Below are 22,847 nucleotides of genomic sequence, written 5' to 3'. Positions count from 1 at the left end.
TTCTTCACTCGACCTCGTCGACATCGCCGTCGAGGATCGCCTCGCGCAGCCGGAATTTCTGGACCTTGCCCGACGGGGTGACGGGGAGGGTATCGGCGACGAACCAGCGGCGCGGTGTCTTGAACGGTGCCAGCGTCGTGCTGAGCCGGTTCTTCACCGAGGCCACGAGATCGTCCGGGCGTTCCCCACGCACCACCAGTACAGCGGCCACGGTCTCACCCCACTTCTCGTGCGGGAGGCCGACCACCGCCGCCTGCTGAACCGAATCATGTTCGATCAGACGCGATTCCACCTCTGCCGGAGCGATGTTCTCGCCACCGCTGATGATCATGTCCTTGAGCCGACCGGTCACGGTGACGTAGCCCCGGCTGTCCATCGAGCCGAGATCACCCGTGTGCACCCAGCCCTCGGCGTCCACAGCCGCCTCGGTCGCCGTCGGATCGCGGTAGTACTCGATCATCTGCTGGTACCCGCGGGCGCAGATCTCGCCGATAACGCCCAAGGGAGCGACTCCGGAGCCATTCGAGCCGGCAATCTTCACCTCGACCTGCGGAATCGGGCGGCCCACGGTACCGAGTTGATCGGCGAGCGTGTCGCTTCTGCGGGTGAGAGTGATCACCGGGGCCAGTTCGGTCTGACCGAACAGGTTGTGCACCACCGCACCGAAGACGCGTGCCGCTCCTTCGATCAGCACCTGCGGCACGTTGGCCGCGCCACCGACGATGCTGACGAACCTCGGTGCCGCGGACTCGTTTCCACGCACGGTCTCGAGCAGCGCGCCGAGGATGGTGGGCACGAAGAACAGCACATCGGCGTCCTCGGCCGACGCCCATTCCAGAACCTTCTCGGGAACGAACGTTTCCACCAGCAGGATCGTGCCCGCCATGGCAATCGGTCCGAGTGTCCCGATCACACAGGCGGCCGTGTGGAACATCGGCAATGGATTGACGAAGACCGATCCCTCGGGGATGTCGGCAGCCGCCATGGTCATCCTCGCGACGTTCACCAGCGATCGATGCCGTAGCAGCACGCCTTTCGGATTCCCGGTGGTGCCCGAGGTGTACTGCAGCATCGCGGGCAGGTCGGGATCGATGTCCGGCAGATCACCTTCCGGTGTGCTCGCCTGCCAGCGTGCCGTTTCCGACAGGCTGATCCGCTGCCGCACGCCGGGGACCCGAGCGACCGCCGCGGCCGCCACCGCCGCCATGTCGTAGCCGCGGTGCTGGTCGGCATGAATGAGCACGGCCGTCCCTGAGTGCTCGAGGGCGTAGACCAATTCGCCCTCGCGGAAGGCGGGATTCAGCGCCACGAGCACGCGACCGGCCAGGGCGGCCCCGAATTCGATGATGGGCCACTCGATGACGTTCGGTGACCACAGGGCCACGGAGTCGCCGGGTTCGGTGAGCTCGGTCAGCGCGACCGCGACACGCCGTGCCGCGTCGTAGAGTTCGCCGTAGGTGAGGCGGCACGGCTCCGATCCGCCATGCGGAGTGCCGACCAAAGCCGTTGTTCCGGAATGGTTTCGTGCTCGCTCGGCGAGGAGCGAGCCGGCAGTGTGATCCATGAGCGGCAGGCTGTCGTCCGCCGCCCAATAGGATTCACCGAGATTGCGACCAGCCACGGCTGTCATAGGCATGTGCTTCCGCTATTTCCCGCGAAATACGGGAGTTCTTTTCTCATGGAACGCCGAGACGCCCTCGGCGAAATCTTCGGAGTCGAACAGCTCCACCTGATTGTCGACTTCGTTGTCCAGCACCGTCATCGGATCACGCGGCCAGCGCGCGAACATCTGCTTCAGTGCGGCGACGGCCAGCGGCGGCGCGATGGCCATGCGCTCGGCGTCCGCGAGCGCGGACTCCAATGCCGCGCCCGGAGCGACGACCGCATCGGCCAAGTGGATCCCGGCGGCCTCGGTTCCGGTCAGCCGGGCGGGCAGCAGCATGAGTTCGCGGGCCTTGGCCATACCGACGCGCGCCGGGAGCGAAGCGAAAATGCCCATATCCCCGGCCAGACCGACTCCGGTGAACGCGGTGCTGAACACCGCGTCCGCCGCTGCGACGACGCGATCGCAAGCCAGGGCCAGGGACACACCCGCCCCGAACGCCGCGCCCTCGACCGCAGCAATGACGGGCTTGCCCCCCTGCCAGATGGCACGAACCACGCGCTGAGCAGCCTCGGCGCGCGGGCGGGCTTCCGCCTCGTCCATGCGGCGCATGGTCGAAATATCGCCCCCCGCACAGAATCCCGCGCCCGCGCCGGTCAGCACGATCACTCGCACGCTCGCGTCGGCCATGGCCTCCTCGAGTCGTTCGGCCAGCGCGTATCGCAGAGACAGATCGATGGCATTACGACGCTGCGGCCGATTCAGGGTGATGATCCGGATCGGACCACGGTCTTCGGTCAGGACCGGTGATTCATTGGCGGACACAGTTATTCACCTCGGAACTTCGGCTCACGGCGCTCGAGGACTGCGGCCAGACCCTCGCGGGAGTCGGCAGTGCCCGACAGTTCGGAGACCGTGCGCGCTTCTTCGGGCAGCCGGTCGGCCAGCGTCGCGCCCACTCCGCCCCACAGCAGGCGCTTGGTTGCGCCGATCGCCATCGGAGCGGTCGTGGTGAATTGGCGCGCGTAGGTCAGAGATTCGGCCTCGAGGTCGGCGGCGGGCACCACCGTGGTCAGCAGGCCGATCTCGAGCGCCTCCGCGGCGTCGAGGACCGGATTGGTCAACAGAATGTGCATGGCCTTGCGCAGACCGACAAGCTGGGTGAGGGTCACCGAGACGCCCGCGTCCGGCGCCATGCCCACGCGGACCGCACCGGACATGAACTTCGCAGTGTCAGCGGCGATCACGAAGTCCGCGGCGCATACCAGTCCGAAACCGCCGCCACCGGCTGCGAACCCATGGACAGCAGCGATCACGGGCACGTTCAACTGAGTGAGAGCCGATACCGCGATCTGCAACCATGCTGTGGCTTCGCGCAAATAGTCGGGCAGTTGCTCGCCCTTGGATGCGAAGACCTTCACATTCCCGCCGGCACAGAAGTTCTTGCCCGCGCCCGAGAGCAGCACCGCCCGGACTCGCCGATCACCATGCACGGTCAGGATTGCGGAGTGCAATGCCTTCAGGAATGGCACATCCATACCGTTGGAGGTGTCCGGGCTGTTCAACAGCATGCGGGCGATGCCGTCCTCGTCGATGTCGACACGAACCAGATCGGTCATCGGTTGCTCCCTGTGGTGAACGAATCGATCCCGTCCGCCGCGGAACGGCTGGTCAGATGGTCCAGGACCGTCTCGAACTCCAGGCTCAGCCCCTCGGCCAGCGGCAGGCCCAGTCCCTGATTGACGAGCCGTTTGCTCTTGGCCAGGGCCGCGGAGTTCTTCGTGGACAGCTGTTCGGCGAAAACGATGACGCCAGAGTCGAAGTCGGCGGCGGAGTACTTCCGGTAGGCCAAGCCCCAGGCGAGTGCGTCGTCTGCGGTGAGCCGGTCCCCGGTGAGGATGTGCGCCAGTGCACGCTGCCGTCCGACCAGGCGCGGCAGCCGCTGCGTGCTGCCGCCGCCCGGCACCTGCCCGTACCTCGAGTGGATGTCGGCAAGCACGGCGTTCTCGTGCACGAGCACGATGTCGGCGGCCTGCACGAGCTCGAAACCACCGGCGGTGGCATAGCCTTCGACCGCGCAGATCACCGGGATCGGCAGCTCGGCGATGGCGTCGCAGGCGGCTCGGAAGTTGGCGAACAAGGGTGCCATGGCATCTCGGCCTTCTGCACGCAAGCGTTCCAGTTCATGGAAATCGCCTCCCGCGCAGAAGTTTCCACCGCTACCGCGAATCACGACCACCTTCGCTCGCGCTGCGGTTTCGATGAGCGCCAGGTGCAACCGTGCACCCAGCTCGACCGTGATGGCATTCATCCGCTCGGGCCGATTCAGGGTGATGGTGCCGACGTCGCCGATCACCTCGGTCAGTACGCACTCCGACGGCGTCACATCAACCTCCCTCCGCCGACCTCGAGCACCGCACCGGTCATATAGCTGGACAGGTCGGAGGCGAGAAACAGTGCGGCACCGGCCACTTCCCGCGGTTCGCCCGCGCGCTTCATCGGAATGGCCGCCTCGCGTTCGGCGAAGACCTCCGGCGGCATGGCCTCGGTCATGGCGGTGCGGATGAGGCCGGGCTGGATGACATTGACACGAATGTTCTTGTGCGCCAGTTCCTTCGCGCCCGCCTTGGTCATGCCGACGATGCCCGCCTTCGCGGCGCTGTAGTTGGTCTGGCCCGGGTTTCCGGACTTACCCGACAACGAGGACATATTGATGATCGACCCGTGTCCCGCGTCGCGCATGACCGCGGAGGCGGCCCGCAGTCCGAGCCACGTCCCGCGCAGATGCACAGCGATCACGGTGTCGAAGTCGGCCACGGTCATCTTGCGCAGCGACGCGTCCCGGGTGACACCGGCGTTGTTGACGAATACGTCGAGCCCACCGGCCCAGCGCACAGTCTCGTCCACCAGCGTCTGCACCGAACCCTCGTCGGTCACGTTGCAGCCGAGGCCGATCGCGCGTTCACCCAGCGATTCGGCGGCGGCCCGGGCACCGTTTTCGTTCAGATCGGCCAGCACGACCGAGGCGCCGTGCGCGTAGAACAGCTCCGCGATGGCCAGTCCGATACCCCCCGCGGCACCGGTTACCACAGCGGCCTTTCCATCGAGAAGGGCGCCGGTCATGCGATGAACCGCGCGATCGACTCGGCGACACAGGCAGGCTTGGCCGAGCCCTCCACCTCGACGGTGGTGATCATCTTCGCCTGGATACCGCCCGGCACCTCGTCGACGGAGTCGAGAGTGGTGGTGGCCCGCACTCGCGAGTTCACCGGCACCGGCGAAATGAAGCGCACCTTGTCGAAGCCGTAATTGACTGCCATGGAGAGCTTTTCGATCGTGTAGAGCTGGTGGTTGAGCACCGGCAACAGCGACAGGGTCAGCAGTCCGTGCGCGATTGTGCCCTTGAACGGCCCCTCGGCAGCCCGCTCCGGATCGACATGAATCCACTGGTGGTCACCGGTCGCATCGGCGAAGGTGTCGATTCGCTTCTGGTCGACCTCGAGCCATTCGGTGGTTCCCAGGGGTGTCCCAGCAGCGGCCGCGAACTCCTCGATGGTGGCGAAAACTCGCACGTCAGCACTCCTCACTAGACTTTGAATTTAATATAGATTTGAATGATCGATAGGTCAATCCTGCACCACCTCGGCCCCGGCCGTGACCGAACCGGCCGCAGGCGAAGATCGGAGGCACCGACATGGCACAACCGGTCACCGACGAGAGCGCGGAAACGAAGTCCACTCGAACGCGCAAGCGCATACTCGACGCGGCGGCATACATACTCAGCCGCAAGGGCTACGCGGGCGCCCGGCTGTCCGAGGTCGCCGAACGCGCCGAGCTGCAAGCGCCCGCGATCTACTACTACTTCCCCTCGCGCGACGACCTCGTCGAAGAGGTCATGTGGTCGGGCATCGCCGACATGCGCGAACATGTTTCGGCGATCCTGGGCGCGCTGCCGTCGAAGACGCCGGCCATCGAGCGGATCATGGTCGCGGTCGAGGCCCACCTGCGCCACGAACTCGAGATCTCCGACTACACCACCGCCTCCATCCGGAACGCCGCACAGGTACCGGACAGCATCCGCGCCCGACAGCAGGCCGAGGAGACCGCCTACGGCAGGGTCTGGAAGAAGCTGTTCCAAGACGCCGCAGCCGCCGGCGAATTGCCCGGCCAGCTGGATCTGCGCACCGCACGCATGCTGATTCTCGGAGCCCTGAACTGGGCCGCGGAGTGGTGGACACCCGAGGCAGGGCCGCTGGACACCGTGGTCCAGACCGCGCAGATCATCGTCCGCTGCGGACTCGGCGCTGGAAGCGCCCGCTCCGCCCTGGATGTTTAATTGAACGTAAATTAGACTCTGATTTCGGTCATAGACGAAGGAGTTGGACCGCATGGATCTGCAGCTGCGCAACGCCCGTGTTCTCGTCACCGGCGGCGGCTCCAATATCGGGCGTGGCATCGTGCACGGCTTCGCCCGCGAGGGTGCACGCATCGTCATCAGTGACATCGATGCCGAACAAGCGGAGAAGGTCCGGGGCGAAGCACTCGAACTCGGCGCTGCCGCGGTCGAAGTCGCGGCCGGGGACCTCACCGCCGAGGGTGTCGCGCACGATGCGGTGGATCGGGCCGTCCAGGGTTGGAACGGGCTCGATGTGCTCGTGAACAACGCCGGGTGGAGCGTGCCCGGGTTCATCGCCGAGGACACCGATCGCGCCAAGTGGCAGCGCACCGTGGAGGTCAATCTCTACACAGCGATCGCGGCCACCCAGGCCGCCATTCCGGCGATGCAGGGAGCCGGCGGCGGCTCGATCGTGTTCATCTCCAGTGATGCCGCGTTCGGACAGATCCGGCAGGGCGTCTACGGGGCCACGAAGGCGGCGCTGATCGCGTTGGCACGCACCACCGCCCGCGAGCACGGCCGCCACGGCATCCGCTCGAATGTCGTCTGCCCTGGACTGGTCATCCCCGAAGGGCCCGACGCGGTCGGAAAAGACAGCCTCTGGGCCGCGGGTGAGGACTCGGTGTTCAACGAGAAGCAGATCGAGTTCCTCCGCAAGGACATTCCGCTGCGCCGCCTGACAAAGGCCGAGGACATCGCCAATGCCGTGTTGTGGGTGTCTTCCGATGCCGCCGCCCGTCAGGTCACCGGGCAGGTGTTCTCGGTCAGCGGCGGCTACACCATGCCCTGACTCCGGCCACACCCCACGCGATCACACCATCACGAGCGGAACTTACATGGATACAACAGCTTTCGACCTCTCCCCTACCCAAGCCGACATCCAGGCCCGCGCCCGCGCCTTCGGCGAGAAATGGGCGCCGCTGGCCACACAGATCGACCGCGAGGACTGCGCGCCGATCGCCGACATGGTGCGCGACACGGTCGACATGGGATTGGCCGGGATCACGATTCCCGTCGAGTACGGCGGTAAAGGCCTGTCCGCCATCGAGTTCGCACTCGCGATCGAATCCGCGTGCCGCGCGATGAAGTCCTGGATGGCAGGAGACATCCTGTTCGCCACCACCTGCACCGGACCGTCGGTGATCATGATGTCGGACAACGAGACCGCCCACGCGAAGTATCTGCCGCGTATCGCCGCGGGCGAACTGACCGCCTCGATCGCGCTGTCGGAGCCCGCACACGGCTCCGCGGTCACCGACATCGAGACGGCCGCGGTAATCGATGGCGACGAGATCGTCATCAACGGCAGCAAACGATTCATCACCGGCGCACCGGATTACGACCTGTACATCACCTTCGTTCGGTGGAATGACACACCCGGCATGAAGGGCATCGGCGCCGTGATCGTCGAAAAGGGCACGCCCGGCTTCACCCTCGGCAACGGACCGGAGTACATGGGTTCGCGCGGTTCCAAACACGGCGACCTCACCTTCACCGACTGCCGCATCCCCAAAGAGAACCTCCTCATGGGCGAGGGTTCCTTCCCCACCCTCATGCAGGCCTTCAATATGGAACGCCTCTACATCTCCGCGCTGTGCCTGGGCCTCGCCCAAGGCGCGTTCGACGAGGCCGTGGCCTACTCGAACGAGCGAACCCAGTTCGGCCGCCCGGTCAACGAGTTCCAGGCCATCTACCATCTGATCGCCGAGATGTGGACCCAGATCGAGTCGGTCCGCTACCTCACCTACAAGGCCGCAATGACCGCCGAGAAGGGTAAATTCCCGAAGCCCTTGGACGTCTCGGTCGCCAAACTTCACGCCGCGGACGTGGGCCGCGACGTCTGCTGGAAGGCCATGCAGATTCTGGGTGGCAACGGCTTGGTCACCGGTTTCCCACCGGAACGATGCTTCCGCGATGTCATCGTCTCCTCCATCGCCGGCGGCACCATGCAGGTCCTGAAGAACACGATCGCCGCCCAGCTCCTGGGCAAGAAGCTCGACCAGCGCCGGTCATAGCCGACAGCGACCGAGCTCCACAAGATCTCACCGTCCAGGGAGTCACAGCAGCGGCCGTGTCGGACCCGGTCCGGGATGGACGGTATGTAGCACCACCTGGCCCAAAGCGTGGGTCTTGGCCTGGTACAGGCTCGCGTCGGCGGCGTCGAGCAGCGTTTCGGCGTCGGTGGCCATGGCCGGAGTGACCACTGCCCCGATACTGGCCGACACCGCCAGCCGGTGGCCACCGACCTCGACGGGCTCCGACAGTGCGGATAGCAGTCTGTCCGCGACCGCCGCGACGCGCCGGCCGCCGGCCGGAGGCGGAACCAGCACCACGAACTCGTCGCCACCGAGTCGCGCCACCGTGCAACGCTCGTCGCCGACACCGTCCCAGAGCCGGGCCGCGACGGCGACCAGCACCTGATCACCCACGCCATGGCCGTACCGGTCGTTCACGTACTTGAACCGGTCCAGATCGATGAAGCACAGCCCGGCCTGATCGTCGGGCACCGAGCTGTCGATCATGGCATCGATGCGCTCGAGCAGGTGCCGTCGGTTCGACAGCCCGGTCAGCGGATCGTGGCGGGCCTGGCGATGCAGTTCCTCCTGCAGCCGGTGCCGCTCAGTCACGTCCTCACCGACGGTGAGCAGATAGTCCCGGTCGCCCGGAGCCCCCTGGATATAGGTGACCTTGAACGCGGCCCAGCCCATGCTCCCGTCGGCGCGAAAGAATCGGTGCTCCAACTCGAGCGCGCCCCCGCGCGCCGGGACCAGTTTCTCGAAGACCGCCGCGAGGATGTCGTCGCGATCGTCCGGGTGACTGTGGTCGAAGACCGAGATGTCGTGCACGATCTCCGACGGAATTCCAATCAGGTCGGTGAACCTTTTGTTCGCGACCAGCAGAGTGCCGTCGACCTCGCCGATGGCCGCGGCCACCGAGACGTGTTCGAACATGATCCGGTAGACATCGGGGCTCAAGGGCTCGCGCGCCGGACCGCCCGCGTCCGGCGCCGCGGCGTGCCTGATATCGAGCGACCGCGCTCGATGTCCCGAGCCCAGCGCCGCCAGCACCGCGGCGAGCCGTTGTCCCGCTTCACTCTCGGCGCCGTGATCCACCACCGTGTACAGCACCCGCGCGGAGATCAGCGGCACATCCGGATCCGTGAGACCGAGATCCGCCAGCGCCGCACCCACCCGAGCCCCCACCCCCGGTTCGAACTCCTCCGCAGCCACCCCGGTGATCACTTCCGCGGCATACTGTCCCAGCAGCTCTCGGTCGGCCGACCACCCGCGGTCGGTCAACGCCCGCCACCACAGCCCTGCCACCTGCCCGGCATCGTTCATCAGCGCCCTTTGATCGTTGCCCCGCCTCCGCGCACACCACGGGCCCGTCAGGCGGTAATCCTTCAGCAAATCTACCGATCACAGCACCCACGCGGAGTACCTGAACGACGCCACGTTGGAATCGCCGCAGATCGGCGCTGGTGGCACAGACCGCACAATAGACTCCGACGCAGACGCTGGCCCCTGAGTGCTAGACGGGGTTCGTCCGATCATCAAGGGATTCGTCTCCGGCATAGCTAGTTTCCAGGCGGCCGGGCGAACTACACGGTCTGCCGGGATAGTTCGTCCGGCACCTCTACGCCGAGGAGCGTCAGCAGCGCGGCGATCTTCTCGTCGAGGAGTCGGCCGACCGCGGTGATGTTCTCGTCGCCGAAGGTGTCGAAGCGGGTCGACGGCTGGTCGAAGCTGACGAACGTCCGATCGTTGTCGGTGTAGATGGCGACGCGGATCGGTGCGTAGAGCATCACGCCCGGATCGTGGCGGAACATGCGTTCCGCGATCAGGTTGTTGCCCACCATGAAGGTGACCAACTGTGCGGTGCTCCCCCGCAGCGCCATCATGGCAGTCGGGTCGAAGGTCCAGAAGTTGGCGAAGGAGTTCGGTGTTCGCGCTTCGGTGTACTTCTTCACCCGTTCCAGATCACCGGTTGCGATCAATTGGCTCAGCTCGTCGAGTTCGATGTCGGGGACCAGCTGCTCGAAACGCGTACGCAGCTCCTCGAACGTGGCGTCGACTGCGATGGTGATCCGGTTCACCTCGTGCCGAACACGTTGGACGCGAGCGCTTTTGTCGATGGGGGTGGTGCTCATTGTGCTTCCTTTTCTGCCGTGGAGTAGTCAGGCCGGGACGGCCGCGACGGGCACGGTGGCCCGCAGCTTGGCCAGCGAGATGACGTGGAAGACGAACAGGATGGGGACTCCGGTCGTCGGGATGAGCACCAACGGCAGCATCGACAGTGGCTGTGTCGATGGCGTCAGGTGCAGCAGCTGGGTACGCCCCGGTCCGCCCAGGAATCCGACGGCGAAGGCGTACAGGAAGTCGATCAATCCGAATACGTTGAGCCAGAGGATACTTCGGGTTCGACCTGCAGCATGTGGACTGCGGATCAACCATGACGCCGCCAGACCTATTGCTATGTCACCGATTCCGGCCGGGAACGCGAATGCAGGCGGCAACTCACCTAACGCCATTGCGGTCAAGAAGACGATGCCGATGAAGCGCGCTTCGTGCGGCCGGACCAACGTTGCGGCAATACCTGGATGAGAAAGCATCCGCTGGATCAGCGGTAGTCGGGAACTCGCCAGCAGGACGACGATCGGCGCGAGGATCGCCACGCCCAGCCACGGTTTGACCGTGTCCTCGTGCAGCCGTAGGACGTTGTTGGCCGCCAGCACGACGACCGTGGCCGTCCAAGCCATCCAGCTGGCATAGAAGACGATCGAAATTCGTTGCGCCACAACCCTGTCGATGCCGACCTCGATGGCCGACGACCGCAAGGTGCGGGCGGTGACAAGAACTATCGCGACCAGCCCGATGATCTCGAGCGCCCAGAGATAGATAGGGGCAGAGGACATTACATGCTCCGCTCGGTGTTTCAAGAGTGCCGTTCAGTCGAACCAGCAGGATGTAACCACTGGTTACATCCGAGTGTGCGAGAAAATGTGACCGTTGTCAACATCCTGCATCCGTGAAATCCTTACCCCATGGGTCAGGCCACCACCAGTCGCGATCGTGCGAAGCCGTACCACCACGGCGCCCTGCGCGCGACCTTGATCGAGGCCGGTATCGCCCTGGCCCGCGAGGGCGGCCCAGACCGAGTGATCCTCCGCGAAGCCGCGCGAGCCGCCGACGTGACACACTCAGCCGCCTACCGCCACTTCACCGACCGAGAAGCACTCCTCGCCGAGGTAGCACATCACGCTCGCCAGGCCCTCGCCGCCGAGATGCGCCACCAAGTAGCCCGCACCAACGATCCCCGCCTCCGCCTCCGCGCAGTCGGCACCGCCTACGTCCACTTCGCCCTCGCCGAACCAGGCCTGTTCCGCACAGCCTTCATCGCCTATCCCCCGGCACCCGAGCTTCCCCCAGCAGCCCTCCCCACCGAAGAATGCGGCCCCTTCGAAATCCTCGGCCAGGTCCTCGACGAAGCCCAAACCGCAGGCCTGCTCAACCCAATCCGCCGCCCCGGCGCCGAAATAGCCGCATGGTCAGCAGTACACGGCCTCGCCGGCCTACTCCTCGACGGCCCACTCCCCGCCACACCCGAGCACATCGAAGACTCACTCGAGCGAGTACTGGACGCAATCGAGCGCGGCCTCTTGACCCTGTAAGTCACGCCCGGTGAACGAAGCCTCCCGTCCACACAAAAGAATCAGACCATGGGCGACGGAAGCCAGGTTTGATACAGAGAGCATGGCCCGAATCACCGGGCGGCAACGCGCCTGCGACCGCGTCGATCCGGCTCTGAACATCGGCGTCGCGAGTCTCAACTGTTCACGATGGACGGCCGCTTGACGGATTTAAGCGATAGTGATTAATTCGTGGGTGTGTGCCGGATCGGCACGCACCGACGAAAAGAGATGCACCATGGGCAAATTCAGCCGGGCCGAGCTGGAAGAAGCGCTGCACCACTACAGCCGGGTCGTCGACCGCTGTTCCGAGACCGGGGACTGGGGGCCGTTCGCGGATCTGTTCGTCGAGGATGTCGAGTACATCGAGCACGCCTACGGCACCTTCCATCATCGGGAGGATGTGCGTGCGTGGATCATCGAGGTCATGAAGCCGTTCCCGCACATGCGCTTTCCGCACGAGTGGGTCGCCTATGACGAGGACAATGACGCCATTGTGGTCGGTATCAAGAACCTTCTCGACCATCCCACCGAGGAGGGTGTCGAGTTCTGGTTCCCCAATACGACCCGCCTGGTCTACGCGGGTGACGGCCTGTTCGCCAGCGAAGAGGACATCTACAACCCGGCGCGCGACGCCGCCCGCGTCATCGGTGAATGGATCCGAGCCGGGGGCGTGATGTTGTCCGCTCCGCAGGTCGAGATGAAGTACATCGTCAAACCCTCCATGTAGTCGCCCACCGCATCGACCTGCACCGGTTAGCGGTGGTATCTCACCGCGGCGACATGGTGACCATGCGGCTCGCGGGGCACGGCTGGGGCGAAAGTCTTCGAGCGCGTGCGACGTTCGCACCAGCACACACCGGCGACGGCGAGATAGGGTACCGCGTAGACGATCACGATCGCGGCATCGAGAATGATTGAGGGGCATCGGTTCTCGCGATTCCGAGCTGATCTACACCGGCCGGGGACCGGTGGGGCTTGCTGCCACGTCCACCATGACCGGTGGGCTGGCGGCGGCGTGTTGACAGTGGCCGTGGCCATGGGCACGCCCCTGAAGAAGCGACTCACCGCGGCAGGGGTCGAGCTGAGCGTGACGGAGATGTGAGATCGATGGCGGGCCATGGGGCGGCGGGGGCCGCGAGCCTGTTCCATCCGGTCCGCATTCACCCGTACGACAGCTCGACGTGAGGGCCGATTCAGACCCATATGACACCGTGGGCACTCATGACGGTGGAGACGATCGCGTTGAGAACGTTGTGGGGTAAGGCAATTGCTATCGCTTCGGTTGCACTCGCCACGGTGGCATTGCTGTTGTCAGGCGGGCACACGGAGCGAGTGGCCCAGCACTCGACGGTGGCCGGCGTCGAGGTACACCTGGTGGACTCCACGATTCCCCAGCGAGCCTGGACAACATTGAGTCTGATCGACCAAGGCACCTGGCCCCCGACCGACTGTCCCGGAACCAAGGGCGGTACCACATGGCAGAACAGAGGCGGCCAGTTGCCCGATGGTGTCGACTATCTGGAGTGGGATGTCAACTGCAAACAACCAGGCCGATCCCGCGATGCGGAGCGGATCGTGACCGGCAACGACGGTTCGGCGTGGTACACAGGCGATCACTACGCCAGTTTCACGAGAATGCGCTGATCGCACTGCGCCACGTGGAGTAGCGGCTCGAAGATGTGGCAGGTTCGAGGGTATGACCGCGGCAGAGGCGGGATTCCGCTCGATCGAGCGACCGTCGGCGCTGGGCTGCCGCAGCTTCCGCGCGGCCGGAACACGCGGGCACACGCGCACTGCGGCGCTGATCGCCCGGACGCCAGTACGTTTGCGGAGTGCCCCAGGACGAATCCGACTCCGGAGAGCGGGAGCGGAGCCCCGACGACGCTGCCGCGGAGGTCAGGCCGGACCGGCTGGTCGCGTCGGTGATCCCGGCCTGGTTGCCGCGGGCCTATCTGCTGGCGGCGGCCACGGTGGCCGGGATCGTCATCACCTTCTGGGGGCTGATGCGCCTGCGCGGTCTGCTGACGGTGCTGGTGGTGTCGTTGTTCCTGGCCTTCGCCATCGAACCCGCGGTGAACTGGCTGGCCGCGCGCCGCTGGAAACGCGGTGCGGCGACGCTGGCGGTGTTCGTGGTGGTGACCGTGGTGCTGGTCGGATTCGTCTGGACCATGGGCGAATTGGTGGTCGGTCAGGTGACGACACTGATCGAGAACCTGCCGCGGGATATGCACAGTGCGGTCACCTGGATCAACAGCACGTTCCACACCGACCTCTCGGTCACCGATATCACCGATCGCACCTCGGACATCAGCTCGAAACTGCGGTCCTGGGCGCTGGACCTGGCCGACGACGTCTGGGGCATCGGCACCACGGCACTCGGCGTGCTGTTCCAGGGCCTGGGCGTGCTGCTGTTCACCTACTATTTCGCCGCGGACGGACCGCGCTTCCGCAATGCGGTGTGCTCGCTCCTGCCGCCGCAGCGGCAGCGACATGTGTTGCGCGCCTGGGATATCGCGGTCGAGAAGACGGGCGGCTACATCTACTCGCGGGCGCTGCTCGCGTTCTGCTCGGCGCTGGCGCACTATGCGGCGATGCGGGTGCTGGGCATTCCGTCGGCGTTCGCACTCGCGCTGTGGGTGGGCGTGGTGTCCCAGTTCATTCCGACCGTGGGCACCTACCTCGCGGGTGCACTGCCGGTGCTGGTGGCGCTGGCCCACAATCCACGGTCGGCGCTGTGGATTCTCGGATTCATCGTCGTCTACCAGCAATTCGAGAACTACGTCCTACAGCCGCGCATCACCGCGACCACCCTCGACATGCATCCCGCGGTCGCCTTCGGCGCGGTTCTCGCCGGCGCGGCGCTGTTCGGAGCGACGGGCGCACTGCTCGCCATCCCGGTGACAGCCACCGCGCAAGCCTTCCTGGCCGCGTACGTCCGTCGCTACGACGTGGAGATCCCACCGGCACCCGAACCCGCACGCCGAACTCGTTCCCGACACCGAGCCCCGAACGCCGAATAGCCCACCTGCCGCTTACGACTCCGGGTGGACCACCATGACCGGACAGTTCGCGCGCTGCACGAGCGCATTGCTGGTGGAGCCGAGCAGCATGCCGGCGAACCCGCCCCGGCCGCGGCTGCCGACAACCAGCAGCTGGGCCCCCTCGGACCAGGTCAGCAGGTGCTCGACCGGATCGGCGAGGTGGATGTCACGGGTGATCTCGACGTCGGGGTACTTCTCCTGCCACCCGGCAAGCCGTTCGACCAGCAGCGCCCGCTCCGCCTCGGTCGCTTGCGCGGCCTCGATGGAGGTGTCGATGAATCCCGAGTACCGGGCCAGGTACAGGTCGCTCCACGCGTGCACAGCCACGAGCCGCGCGTTGCGCACGGACGCCTCGTAGAACGCGGCGCCGACCGCCGCGTCGCTGACCGGGCTGCCGTCGACGCCGACCACGACCGGCGCCGTGCGGCGGTCCACCCATTCGGGGTCGTCGTCGCGCACCACGACCACCGATCCGGCCGCCTGGCTCGCCACCGAGATCAGGATGGAACCGATCCGGTTCAGGCCCCGGCGTTCGGCCGGACCGCCGACCACCGTCATATGGGCGGTGGCAGAGAGGTCGATCAACATCCTCGCCGGATGCTGCGGGGACACCTCGGTGCGCACCATCACGGCCGGCGCGGCCTTTTCGGCGACCTCCCGGGCCTGTGCCACCAGATCGGCGCCGAAAGCCTGAATCGATTGCTCGACTTCGGAATTCACACTCGAAAAGGTGCTCATCACCCCCACGATCACATTCACGTTCGTGCCGTGCGCGATCAACAGTTCGCGGCCGTGCGCCGCCGCGGTCTCCGCCGCCCAGCGCACGGCCGACAGCGCGGCCGGAGAATCATCGACGCCGACCACGATCGGTGCGGTGGATATCGAGTGCGGATCGCGCGACTTCGGGGAACTCATGACTTGCCCACCTCCTGGGATGCCGTGAACCGAGCAGAACCAGTGGGTCTCGCGAACCTGAACATAGCACCGCCCACCACCCCGACCTGGAATCGCCACTACAAGTGGCAGGCAGCGGGGTGTGGGTCAGCGGCCCGGGACGGTTACCGGGTTGAAGCAGCTGGAGGGGAGGTCCTGGATGGAGCAGAGGGCCGGTGGGCGGGTGGGGAGGTAGTTGGCGGGGACGCCACCGGAGGTGGCGATGTCGCGGTAGGCGGGGACGGCGGCGGTGGGGTGGCGGGTCAGGGTGGGGTCGGTGGTGACGTCGACGGTGTAGAGGCCGAAACGTGGTGAGTAGCTGCCCCATTCGTAGTTGTCGGTGATGCTCCAGTAGTTGTAGCCGATGACGTTGATGCCGTCGGCCTTGGCGCGCTGGACCCAGTAGACGGTGTCGCGCAGGTCGTCCTCGCGGGTCATGCCGTCGGTGGTGGGTGAGCCGTTGTCGGAGGGCATGCCGTTCTCGACGATGTAGAGGGGGCGGCCCGGGAACTTCTGCGCGTATCGGCGCAGGACGTAGTAGATGCCGTCGGGTTCGAGGACGAGGCTCGAGGGCTGGTTGGTCAGCAGGGCCGCCAGATTCGGCGGATTGGTCAGGGATCCGCCGTAGTAGTAATCGATTCCGATGTAGTCGAGCTTGTCCGCGATCCGGTCGACGAACGACGCGTCGGCTTGTGCCGTGCCGATGGCCGAGAAGGCGATATTGCTCGTGACCATCGCGCCGGGCTGCCGGAGGTGGATGTGGTCGTAGATCGCGCGGTGCGCGGCGACCATCCGATCGATCATGGGTGCGACGTCGAGCGCGCCGAGATCGCCGATCTGCTGCTCTTTTCCGACATAGGCGAGCGGCTCGTTGAAGGTGACCCACAGCGGATCGAAGTGCGCGTAGCGGTCCACGACCGCGCGGGCGTTGGTGAGCCAGTCATCGACCATGCCCGGGTTGCGCCAGCCGCCGCGATCGACCTCCCAGCCCGGGAACACCCAGTGGTCCAGCGTGATCATCGGCCGGATTCCGGCCGCGCGAATCCGCGCGATCATGCTGTCGTAGAAGGAGAAATCCCATTCGCCCGGATTCGGTTGCACCCGGGCCCATTCCACGCTGATCCGGTAGACGCCGACACCGAGGTCGGCCGCGTGCTGGATATCCTCATCGTAGCGATGAAAGAAGTCGACCGAATTGCGGTAGTCCTCGGCGCGTCCGGATCCCGCGTAACGGCTCCAATTGCTGTCCGGCGCGAAGCCTTCACTCTGAAACCCGGAACTGGACACTCCCCAGAGGAAATTGCCGCCCACCGGCGGTAGCCCCGGATCGGCGGCAACCCTGCCGGGCGTGGCGACCATGCACCAGGCGGTGAGAACGATACCTGCCAGTGTGAACAGTGCACGTTGTCCCATCGCATCGAGATTACCTCCCGGAGAACCGGTCTCGGGGCACTCTGACCAGATCGAACCCCGTTCTCGGTCCCGCATCCGGAAAGTCACACAGCCCTCGGACCGCTCACGACGAGAGCTCGACTCAATGCGCAATCAGCCAGCCGACTCGGTCATACGCGAGGACCTGGTACAACACCAAGACAACCGCCGACACGAGCGCCGCCATCGACAGCCCCGCACCCCACAGCGCGACCGCCCCGCCACCCAGCACGAGCACTTCGATCACCAGCCGCACAACGCCGGGCACGGCAACCGTCGCTTCCCCGTTCCGGCTCGGATCCCCCGGCACGGCAAACGTCCCCCACACCGCCGCCACCACGATCGGCAGTACCAACACCAGCACAAACCGCCACGGCGCATCGAACCCTCGCCACCCCAGAATTCCGAACGACACCACAGCGGTCAGCTCGAGCAGAAATCGCACACCGAGCATGAACGGGTTCAACGACATCCGACAATCCTCATCATTCACATCCCCATCTCGCCCGAGGACACCCACCGACCCTACGAGCAGCCACCGCCCCGCCCGGTGGTCAATTCGCGCCGAAAAGGTGACCGAACGTGACAATGAGCTCGCGGCCAGCCGTCCTCCCGGCAGAATCTGTTGTAGCGGACAGGATTTGGTCGTCTTTGCCCGGTTGTTCGGCACGCTGAGCGGTGCGGTGCCGCCCGTGATGACCGCGGTGTCGCGGCGCCGAGCCTGCCGGTCCCTGCGTGGCTCAACGAATGGACTGCGCGGGAGCATCTGGCCGAGGTTCGGGAACGAGCCCGGCCGCTTCCCACCCGATAGCTCTGGCAGTGCCGGTACCGATTCGAATGGCGTTGTTGCAAATGAAATTTCATTTGCATTTCTCATCCGCAAGCGGCCAGGACCTGGTGTGCCTAGTGCGCGACAAAATGTGCCAGAAAGCGGTTCCGGGGCGAAAAGCTCGTTCTTTGCCGCAACACTCGAGGGGCACGGTCCGGGGTGAGCGCACCCCGGACCGTTGTCCACTTCGCTGGTCATCCGTTGGGACGGGACGGGTGTCGGCGCACGAACGCTGGTGATGGAGGCGAACTCACGGTATGACGGAATCCGATGAAGAGCAGCAGATGAGCGACCTTGCCGCGCGGCTGTCCAATCGATTTCCTGATTTGGCGGCTCGGGTCGTCGGGGAGGTGGTTCGGGGTATTCATCGGGATTTCGAGGGGCACCGGGTTCGGGAGTTCATTCCGCTGCTGGTGGAGCGGATCGCCGAGCGGCAGTTGAGCCGTCGGGTGTGCTACAGCTCGGCCGTGCGGGTCGACGGGTAGCAGGGTTGTCCAGCGGTGGTGCCGGCTCCGGTAGGGGGGAGCCGGCACCACCGCTCGGACCGATCAGTCGTTTGGCACCAGTCGCCACAATGAGGTGACCTCACCCCGCCGGGCCTCGTACAGAGGATCGCTGCTGTCCGACGCTCGCGGATGTCGCGGAGGTGTGTCGTACCGGGCCGCCACGCGCAGCCCGGAGGCGGCGATACGGGCACGGAACTCGTCCCGGCTGCGCAATTCGAGGCGTTCGGCGAGGTCGGAGAGGATCAGCCAGCCCTCACCGTGCGGGGCGAGGTGGTGGTGCAATCCGTCCAGGAAGCGATGCAGCACAGTCGATCCGGGGTCGTAGATGCCGAGCTCCAGCGCTGAGGTCGGGTGCGCCGGCAGCCAGGGCGGGTTGCAGACGATCAGGTCCGCACGACCCTCGGGCCACAGATCGGAATGCCCGACCCGAACCAGGGCGGTGAGGCCGAGGCGGTCCAGGTTCGCCTCGGCACAGGCCACCGCGCGAGGATTGATATCGGTGGCGGTCACCCGCGCACCGCGCCGGGCCAGGACCGCGGCGAGCACCCCGGTCCCCGTGCCGAGATCGAATACCGAGGGCCGCTGCGCATTCGCCGGAAACGGCGCGCCGGCGACGAGATCGACGTACTCGCCGCGAACCGGGGAGAACACGCCGTAGTCAGGATGGATGCGCGCCCCCAGCGCGGGAATCTCGACGCCGTTCCGATGCCACTGATAGGCGCTGAGCACCCCGAGCAGCTCGGTCAGCGACACGCACATCCGCTGGATAGCGGGGCAATTCGGGCGGACCGCCGCGTATGCGTGTTCGCACGCCGACCGAACATCGGGCGCACGCCGTAGCTCGAGAGAGTAACCGGGTTCGAGCACGATCAGCAGCCTGCCGAGTATCTCGGCGCGCTCGGCCTGCGCGGCACGCTGCTGCTGGAACACCGCTGCCGGACTGCTTTCGCGCCCACCCGGCCGCGCGGCTCGCCGCAGACGACGGTCGAGGGCTAGCAGCAACTGGCGAGCATTGTGAAAATCCCCGCGCCACACCAGGCCCGTGCCCGCCCGCGCGAGCCGGTGGGCGGTCTGCGCGGTCATGCGGTCGTCGGCGACGACGATGCGTTCCGGGGCCGGAGCCCCGTTCTCGGAATGCCAGTGGGCGGTGTGGACCGATCGATTCTCGGTCCAGCTGAGGGTGGACATGACGAACTCCTGCGGAAACGAAGGTGCCTGGGACCGGCGACGCTTCGAGGCAGGAGTCCGGAGAGCGACTTTCCGTCAGAACGAGGGCGATTCGGACCGTTCCCGCATCGAAGCGCAGGAGCGGTTGTCGCCCAGCACCATTCCCATGCCCACGGTCGGTCCCTCCGTCAGATGTCCGTCGCCATGATCGCACACGCCCGGATCGGACGTGTCTCAGCGCCTTCTCAGCGACTGCCGGGCAGACTTCCCGGTGTCCGGTAACCGACTGTTCGAAAGGGATCCGCATGCCCGCGGCGCAACCGCATACGAACTACAAGCTCCCCCAGGTCACCGCCCTGTTCTGGGTGCTGAAGATCGCGGCGACCACGCTCGGCGAGACCGGTGGGGATCTGCTGGCCCAGACCCTGAACCTCGGATATGCGGCGGCGTCGATGCTGTTTCTGGGTATCTTCGCCGTCAGCCTGGTCTCCCAGCTGCGGGCCCGCCGGTTCCATCCCGCGCTGTACTGGACCGTGATCGCCGCGACCAGCACGGCCGGCACCACCATCTCCGATTTCCTCAATCGCGGCCCGGGCTCGGGCACCTCCACCGACGGCGGCCTGGGCTACGGCGCGGGCGCGGCCGTCCTGATCACTGGACTGGCCGTCGTTTTCGTCATCTGGAAGCTCAGCGGCCAGACCTACGACGTCACCGGAATCACCAGCACGCGTGGCGAACTGCTGTACTGGGCGGCCATTCTGCTGTCCAACACACTGGGTACCTCCCTGGGCGACTACCTCTCCGACAGCTCCGGGCTCGGCTACGGCGGGGGCGCGCTGCTCATCGCCGCGGTCATGGCCGCCCTGCTTGCCGCCCATTACCTGACCCGGATCTCGGGGGTCCTGCTGTTCTGGCTTGCGTTCATCCTCACCCGGCCGCTCGGTGCGACGGTGGGCGATCTGCTGTCCAAATCGCACGACAAGGGCGGGCTCGGTTTCGGCACCTGGGGCACCACCGCCGTCCTGCTGATCATTCTCGTTGCGGGAATCACCTACAGCTACAAGAGAATACGCACCGTCACCGGGCTCCAACCGGATCGAGTGGGCGTCGCCGCCGTCGATGCGGAGCGCACCGCCGGTGGTCTCCGACGCGAAGGGTGAGACGCGGTAGCCCGGCACTGCCGTCGCCGCCGAGTCTATGGTCGCGGCAGGAGCCGACGGCGTACGAGCCGCGCGTCGGCGCGGCGACATCGGAGGGCGAATGGATACCGGGAGCGACGCGAGCGGACGGCACAAGGATGCCAATGCCACCCGTTCGGCCCTGCTGACCGCGGCGCGGGAGGTGTTCGCCGAGAAGGGTTTCGAGGGCACGACCGTGCGCGAGATCGCGGCCCGGGCCGGAGCGAATCAGGCGCTGCTGTTCCGATACTTCGGAAACAAGGACGAGCTGTTCCGGGCGGTCGTCGCGGATCGCGGCCATCGGGTGCTGTCGGAAGGCCCCGCGGACGAGCTGCTCGGCCGGCTGCTGGCCGGGATGCTGAATACCGCAGCGGATCAACAGCTTTGGCTGCAGGCCGCGCTGCGATCGAGCGGACATGCCAGCGGCGTGTCGGTGATCCGGCGAGAGCTGGACGAACGATACGTGCGGGCGCTGTCCGAACTCGGCGACGGCCCGGACGCCGAACTGCGGGCCGATCTGGTGGTGGCCTGGCTGCTGGGCATCGGTCTGCTGCGATCGGTCTATCACTGGGAGCCGCTGGCGAGCGCCGACCCGGCCATTGTCGCCGATCACGTCCTGCGTTCGGCACGTGTCCTGCTGGACCGGGTGAGTACGAATTTCCCTCCGTCATAACGGAAATCGAGCGTTGACGGTTGGGTGGAGCACTCCTACGATCGACCGGTGTAAGCATTTGCTTACACCAGAAGGAGTTTCGCGTGACCACACCTACCGAAGTCCGCCACTATCCGTTCGGCGATCCGGTCCGGCTCGATCCGCATCCGACGGCGTTGAAACTGCTCCGCGAGGAACCGATTTCCCGTGTCCGGCTGCCCTACGGCGGCGAGGCCTGGCTCGTCACCCGGTACGCGGACGTGCGCTCGGTGCTCAGCGATCCCCGGTTCGGCCGCGCCGCCACGGTCGGCCGCGAGGATGTGCCGCGGGTGCGCGAGACACCGGCCATGCCGAACATTCCGACCAGCATGGACCCGCCGGAGCTGACCCGGCTCCGCAAGCTGACCATGACCGCGTTCACCACCCGTCGCGTGCAGGAGCTGCGCCCGCGCACCGAGGAGATCGTCGAGGACATGCTGACGGCCATGGCCGCGGCCGGCTCACCCGCCGATCTGGTGGAGGCGCTGGCGCTCCCGGTGCCGGTCACCGTCATCTGTGAAATGCTCGGCGTGCCACCGCAGGACCAGCATCGTTTCCGCGACTTCTCCGACGCGATCATGTCCACGACCGCCGTCCCCGACGAGGAACGGGTGGCCGCGTTGGCCGCCGTCGCCGAATACCTGACCGAGCAGATCGCCGAGCGCCGCGCCCACCCCGCCGATGATCTGCTCGGCGCACTCGTGGCGGCCCGCGACAACGATGACCGGCTCAGCGAGGACGAACTGATCACGCTCGGCCTCACCCTGCTGGTCGCCGGTCACGAGACCACGGCCAATCAGATCGCCAATTTCGTCTATGTCCTGCTCACCGCGGGCGAATGGGACCGGCTGCGTGCGGATCCCGATCTCGTCCCGGCCGCCATCGAGGAGCTGCTCCGCTACATCCAGCTCGGCAATGGCGGCGCGTTCCCGCGCATCGCCGTCGAGGATGTCGAACTGTCGGGCACGCTCATTCGCGCGGGCGAGGCCGTCTTCGTGGATCTGGCGATCGCGAACCGCGACGAGACGGTCTTCCCGGATCCGGACACCATGGACCTGACCCGACATCACAACTCGCACTTGGCCTTCGGCCACGGCTTCCATCATTGCGTGGGCGCGCAACTGGCCCGCCTCGAACTGCACGTGACGCTGACCGCCCTGCTGCGCCGCTTCCCGAACCTGCGCCTGGCGGTGCCGGCCGACGAAGTGGAATGGAAGTCGGGCATGCTGCTGCGCGGCCCGAAAGCGCTGCCGGTCGTCTGGTAGTGCCCGGCCGTGGGCGGCCCTGTCGGTGAGCCGCCCACGGCGAAACCTACGCGTTCGCCGGAAGATCCGTCCCGGCACCACGTTTGCGCACCGCGACCAGGTCGTGGCGCGCCGG

General features: G+C 66.2%; 24 protein-coding genes. 11 read left to right on the top strand and 13 right to left on the bottom strand.

Annotated features, from left to right (window positions below; all coding sequences use genetic code 11):
• Positions 1–4: 4 nt before the first annotated feature.
• From ACWEQQ_RS41165 to ACWEQQ_RS41140, 6 genes are read right to left on the bottom strand one after another with little or no spacing between them, the layout of a single operon-like run.
• On the bottom strand, positions 5–1,630 hold the full coding sequence (locus ACWEQQ_RS41165) for a class I adenylate-forming enzyme family protein (protein ID WP_452345463.1): 1,626 nt from the start codon (positions 1,628–1,630) through the stop codon (positions 5–7).
• 15 nt (positions 1,631–1,645) lie between these two features.
• Positions 1,646–2,434 carry an enoyl-CoA hydratase/isomerase family protein gene (locus ACWEQQ_RS41160; protein WP_452345480.1) on the bottom strand — a complete coding sequence of 263 codons (789 nt, stop codon included), beginning with the start codon at positions 2,432–2,434 and terminating at the stop codon, positions 1,646–1,648.
• The gene (locus ACWEQQ_RS41155; protein WP_452352025.1) at positions 2,431–3,222 is read right to left on the bottom strand and encodes an enoyl-CoA hydratase/isomerase family protein; all 792 of its coding nucleotides are present in this window, start codon (positions 3,220–3,222) and stop codon (positions 2,431–2,433) included. Before ACWEQQ_RS41155 ends, ACWEQQ_RS41160 begins: the two co-directional genes overlap by 4 nt.
• Positions 3,219–3,989: an enoyl-CoA hydratase/isomerase family protein gene (locus tag ACWEQQ_RS41150; protein ID WP_452352024.1), complete on the bottom strand. Its 771-nt coding sequence runs from the start codon at positions 3,987–3,989 to the stop codon at positions 3,219–3,221. The genes ACWEQQ_RS41155 and ACWEQQ_RS41150 overlap by 4 nt, the downstream gene beginning before the upstream one ends.
• Entirely contained in the window at positions 3,986–4,726 is a 741-nt protein-coding gene (gene fabG, locus ACWEQQ_RS41145) for a 3-oxoacyl-ACP reductase FabG (RefSeq protein WP_452352023.1), read from the bottom strand. The genes ACWEQQ_RS41150 and fabG overlap by 4 nt, the downstream gene beginning before the upstream one ends.
• A complete protein-coding gene (locus ACWEQQ_RS41140; RefSeq protein WP_452345459.1) occupies positions 4,723–5,175 on the bottom strand; it encodes a MaoC family dehydratase in 453 nt (150 codons plus the stop codon). Before ACWEQQ_RS41140 ends, fabG begins: the two co-directional genes overlap by 4 nt.
• 122 nt (positions 5,176–5,297) lie before the next feature.
• Here ACWEQQ_RS41140 and ACWEQQ_RS41135 point away from each other — a divergent pair, with 122 nt between their 5' ends.
• From ACWEQQ_RS41135 to ACWEQQ_RS41125, 3 genes are read left to right on the top strand one after another with little or no spacing between them, the layout of a single operon-like run.
• Positions 5,298–5,939 (top strand): TetR/AcrR family transcriptional regulator, encoded by a 642-nt coding sequence (locus tag ACWEQQ_RS41135; RefSeq protein WP_452352022.1) that lies wholly within the window; start codon positions 5,298–5,300, stop codon positions 5,937–5,939.
• A gap of 52 nt (positions 5,940–5,991) precedes the next feature.
• Entirely contained in the window at positions 5,992–6,789 is a 798-nt protein-coding gene (locus tag ACWEQQ_RS41130) for an SDR family NAD(P)-dependent oxidoreductase (protein ID WP_452345457.1), read from the top strand.
• 46 nt (positions 6,790–6,835) lie between these two features.
• Entirely contained in the window at positions 6,836–8,014 is a 1,179-nt protein-coding gene (locus ACWEQQ_RS41125; RefSeq protein WP_452352021.1) for an acyl-CoA dehydrogenase family protein, read from the top strand.
• Between the two features lie 42 nt (positions 8,015–8,056).
• On the opposite strand, the gene ACWEQQ_RS41120 is transcribed toward ACWEQQ_RS41125, so the two are convergent.
• The 3 genes from ACWEQQ_RS41120 to ACWEQQ_RS41110 form a co-directional block, all read right to left on the bottom strand.
• Positions 8,057–9,340, bottom strand: a complete 1,284-nt coding sequence (locus tag ACWEQQ_RS41120; protein WP_452352020.1) for a diguanylate cyclase domain-containing protein — start codon at positions 9,338–9,340, stop codon at positions 8,057–8,059.
• 260 nt (positions 9,341–9,600) lie between these two features.
• On the bottom strand, positions 9,601–10,149 hold the full coding sequence (locus ACWEQQ_RS41115; RefSeq protein ID WP_452352019.1) for a DUF302 domain-containing protein: 549 nt from the start codon (positions 10,147–10,149) through the stop codon (positions 9,601–9,603).
• Between the two features lie 27 nt (positions 10,150–10,176).
• Positions 10,177–10,914: a hypothetical protein gene (locus ACWEQQ_RS41110; RefSeq protein ID WP_452352018.1), complete on the bottom strand. Its 738-nt coding sequence runs from the start codon at positions 10,912–10,914 to the stop codon at positions 10,177–10,179.
• A gap of 129 nt (positions 10,915–11,043) precedes the next feature.
• Between ACWEQQ_RS41110 and ACWEQQ_RS41105 the strand changes: the two genes are divergently transcribed.
• The 4 genes from ACWEQQ_RS41105 to ACWEQQ_RS41090 all read left to right on the top strand — a co-directional run bounded on the left by ACWEQQ_RS41105 (position 11,044) and on the right by ACWEQQ_RS41090 (position 14,711).
• Positions 11,044–11,670 carry a TetR/AcrR family transcriptional regulator gene (locus ACWEQQ_RS41105; protein WP_452352017.1) on the top strand — a complete coding sequence of 209 codons (627 nt, stop codon included), beginning with the start codon at positions 11,044–11,046 and terminating at the stop codon, positions 11,668–11,670.
• Positions 11,671–11,926: 256 nt separating this feature from the next.
• Positions 11,927–12,418, top strand: a complete 492-nt coding sequence (locus ACWEQQ_RS41100; protein ID WP_452352016.1) for a nuclear transport factor 2 family protein — start codon at positions 11,927–11,929, stop codon at positions 12,416–12,418.
• A 494-nt stretch (positions 12,419–12,912) separates the two neighbouring features.
• Positions 12,913–13,335, top strand: coding sequence for a ribonuclease domain-containing protein (locus ACWEQQ_RS41095; RefSeq protein ID WP_452352015.1), 423 nt, complete (start codon positions 12,913–12,915; stop codon positions 13,333–13,335).
• 188 nt (positions 13,336–13,523) lie between these two features.
• Positions 13,524–14,711, top strand: coding sequence for an AI-2E family transporter (locus ACWEQQ_RS41090; RefSeq protein ID WP_452352014.1), 1,188 nt, complete (start codon positions 13,524–13,526; stop codon positions 14,709–14,711).
• A gap of 12 nt (positions 14,712–14,723) precedes the next feature.
• Here the strand turns inward: ACWEQQ_RS41090 and ACWEQQ_RS41085 are convergent, their stop codons facing one another.
• The 3 genes from ACWEQQ_RS41085 to ACWEQQ_RS41075 form a co-directional block, all read right to left on the bottom strand.
• Positions 14,724–15,647: a universal stress protein gene (locus tag ACWEQQ_RS41085; protein ID WP_452352013.1), complete on the bottom strand. Its 924-nt coding sequence runs from the start codon at positions 15,645–15,647 to the stop codon at positions 14,724–14,726.
• A gap of 126 nt (positions 15,648–15,773) precedes the next feature.
• Positions 15,774–17,078, bottom strand: a complete 1,305-nt coding sequence (locus ACWEQQ_RS41080; protein ID WP_452352012.1) for a family 1 glycosylhydrolase — start codon at positions 17,076–17,078, stop codon at positions 15,774–15,776.
• A gap of 121 nt (positions 17,079–17,199) precedes the next feature.
• A complete protein-coding gene (locus ACWEQQ_RS41075) occupies positions 17,200–17,568 on the bottom strand; it encodes a YrdB family protein (protein WP_452345446.1) in 369 nt (122 codons plus the stop codon).
• A gap of 614 nt (positions 17,569–18,182) precedes the next feature.
• Here ACWEQQ_RS41075 and ACWEQQ_RS41070 point away from each other — a divergent pair.
• Complete coding sequence (locus ACWEQQ_RS41070; protein WP_452345445.1) at positions 18,183–18,410, top strand: three-helix bundle dimerization domain-containing protein; 228 nt, start codon at positions 18,183–18,185, stop codon at positions 18,408–18,410.
• Positions 18,411–18,473: 63 nt separating this feature from the next.
• Here ACWEQQ_RS41070 and ACWEQQ_RS41065 read toward each other — a convergent pair whose 3' ends face one another.
• The gene (locus ACWEQQ_RS41065) at positions 18,474–19,619 is read right to left on the bottom strand and encodes a methyltransferase (protein WP_452352011.1); all 1,146 of its coding nucleotides are present in this window, start codon (positions 19,617–19,619) and stop codon (positions 18,474–18,476) included.
• 284 nt (positions 19,620–19,903) lie between these two features.
• Between ACWEQQ_RS41065 and ACWEQQ_RS41060 the strand changes: the two genes are divergently transcribed.
• The 3 genes from ACWEQQ_RS41060 to ACWEQQ_RS41050 all read left to right on the top strand — a co-directional run bounded on the left by ACWEQQ_RS41060 (position 19,904) and on the right by ACWEQQ_RS41050 (position 22,732).
• Positions 19,904–20,758 carry a COG4705 family protein gene (locus tag ACWEQQ_RS41060; protein WP_452352010.1) on the top strand — a complete coding sequence of 285 codons (855 nt, stop codon included), beginning with the start codon at positions 19,904–19,906 and terminating at the stop codon, positions 20,756–20,758.
• Positions 20,759–20,858: 100 nt separating this feature from the next.
• Positions 20,859–21,449 carry a TetR/AcrR family transcriptional regulator gene (locus tag ACWEQQ_RS41055; RefSeq protein ID WP_452352009.1) on the top strand — a complete coding sequence of 197 codons (591 nt, stop codon included), beginning with the start codon at positions 20,859–20,861 and terminating at the stop codon, positions 21,447–21,449.
• 83 nt (positions 21,450–21,532) lie between these two features.
• The gene (locus ACWEQQ_RS41050) at positions 21,533–22,732 is read left to right on the top strand and encodes a cytochrome P450 (RefSeq protein ID WP_452342760.1); all 1,200 of its coding nucleotides are present in this window, start codon (positions 21,533–21,535) and stop codon (positions 22,730–22,732) included.
• Positions 22,733–22,847: the final 115 nt, after the last annotated feature.

The organism is Nocardia sp. NPDC004123 (assembly GCF_053603795.1).
Note: the sequence above shows the minus strand (reverse complement) of the source record. Positions and strands in the feature narration are given on the sequence as shown.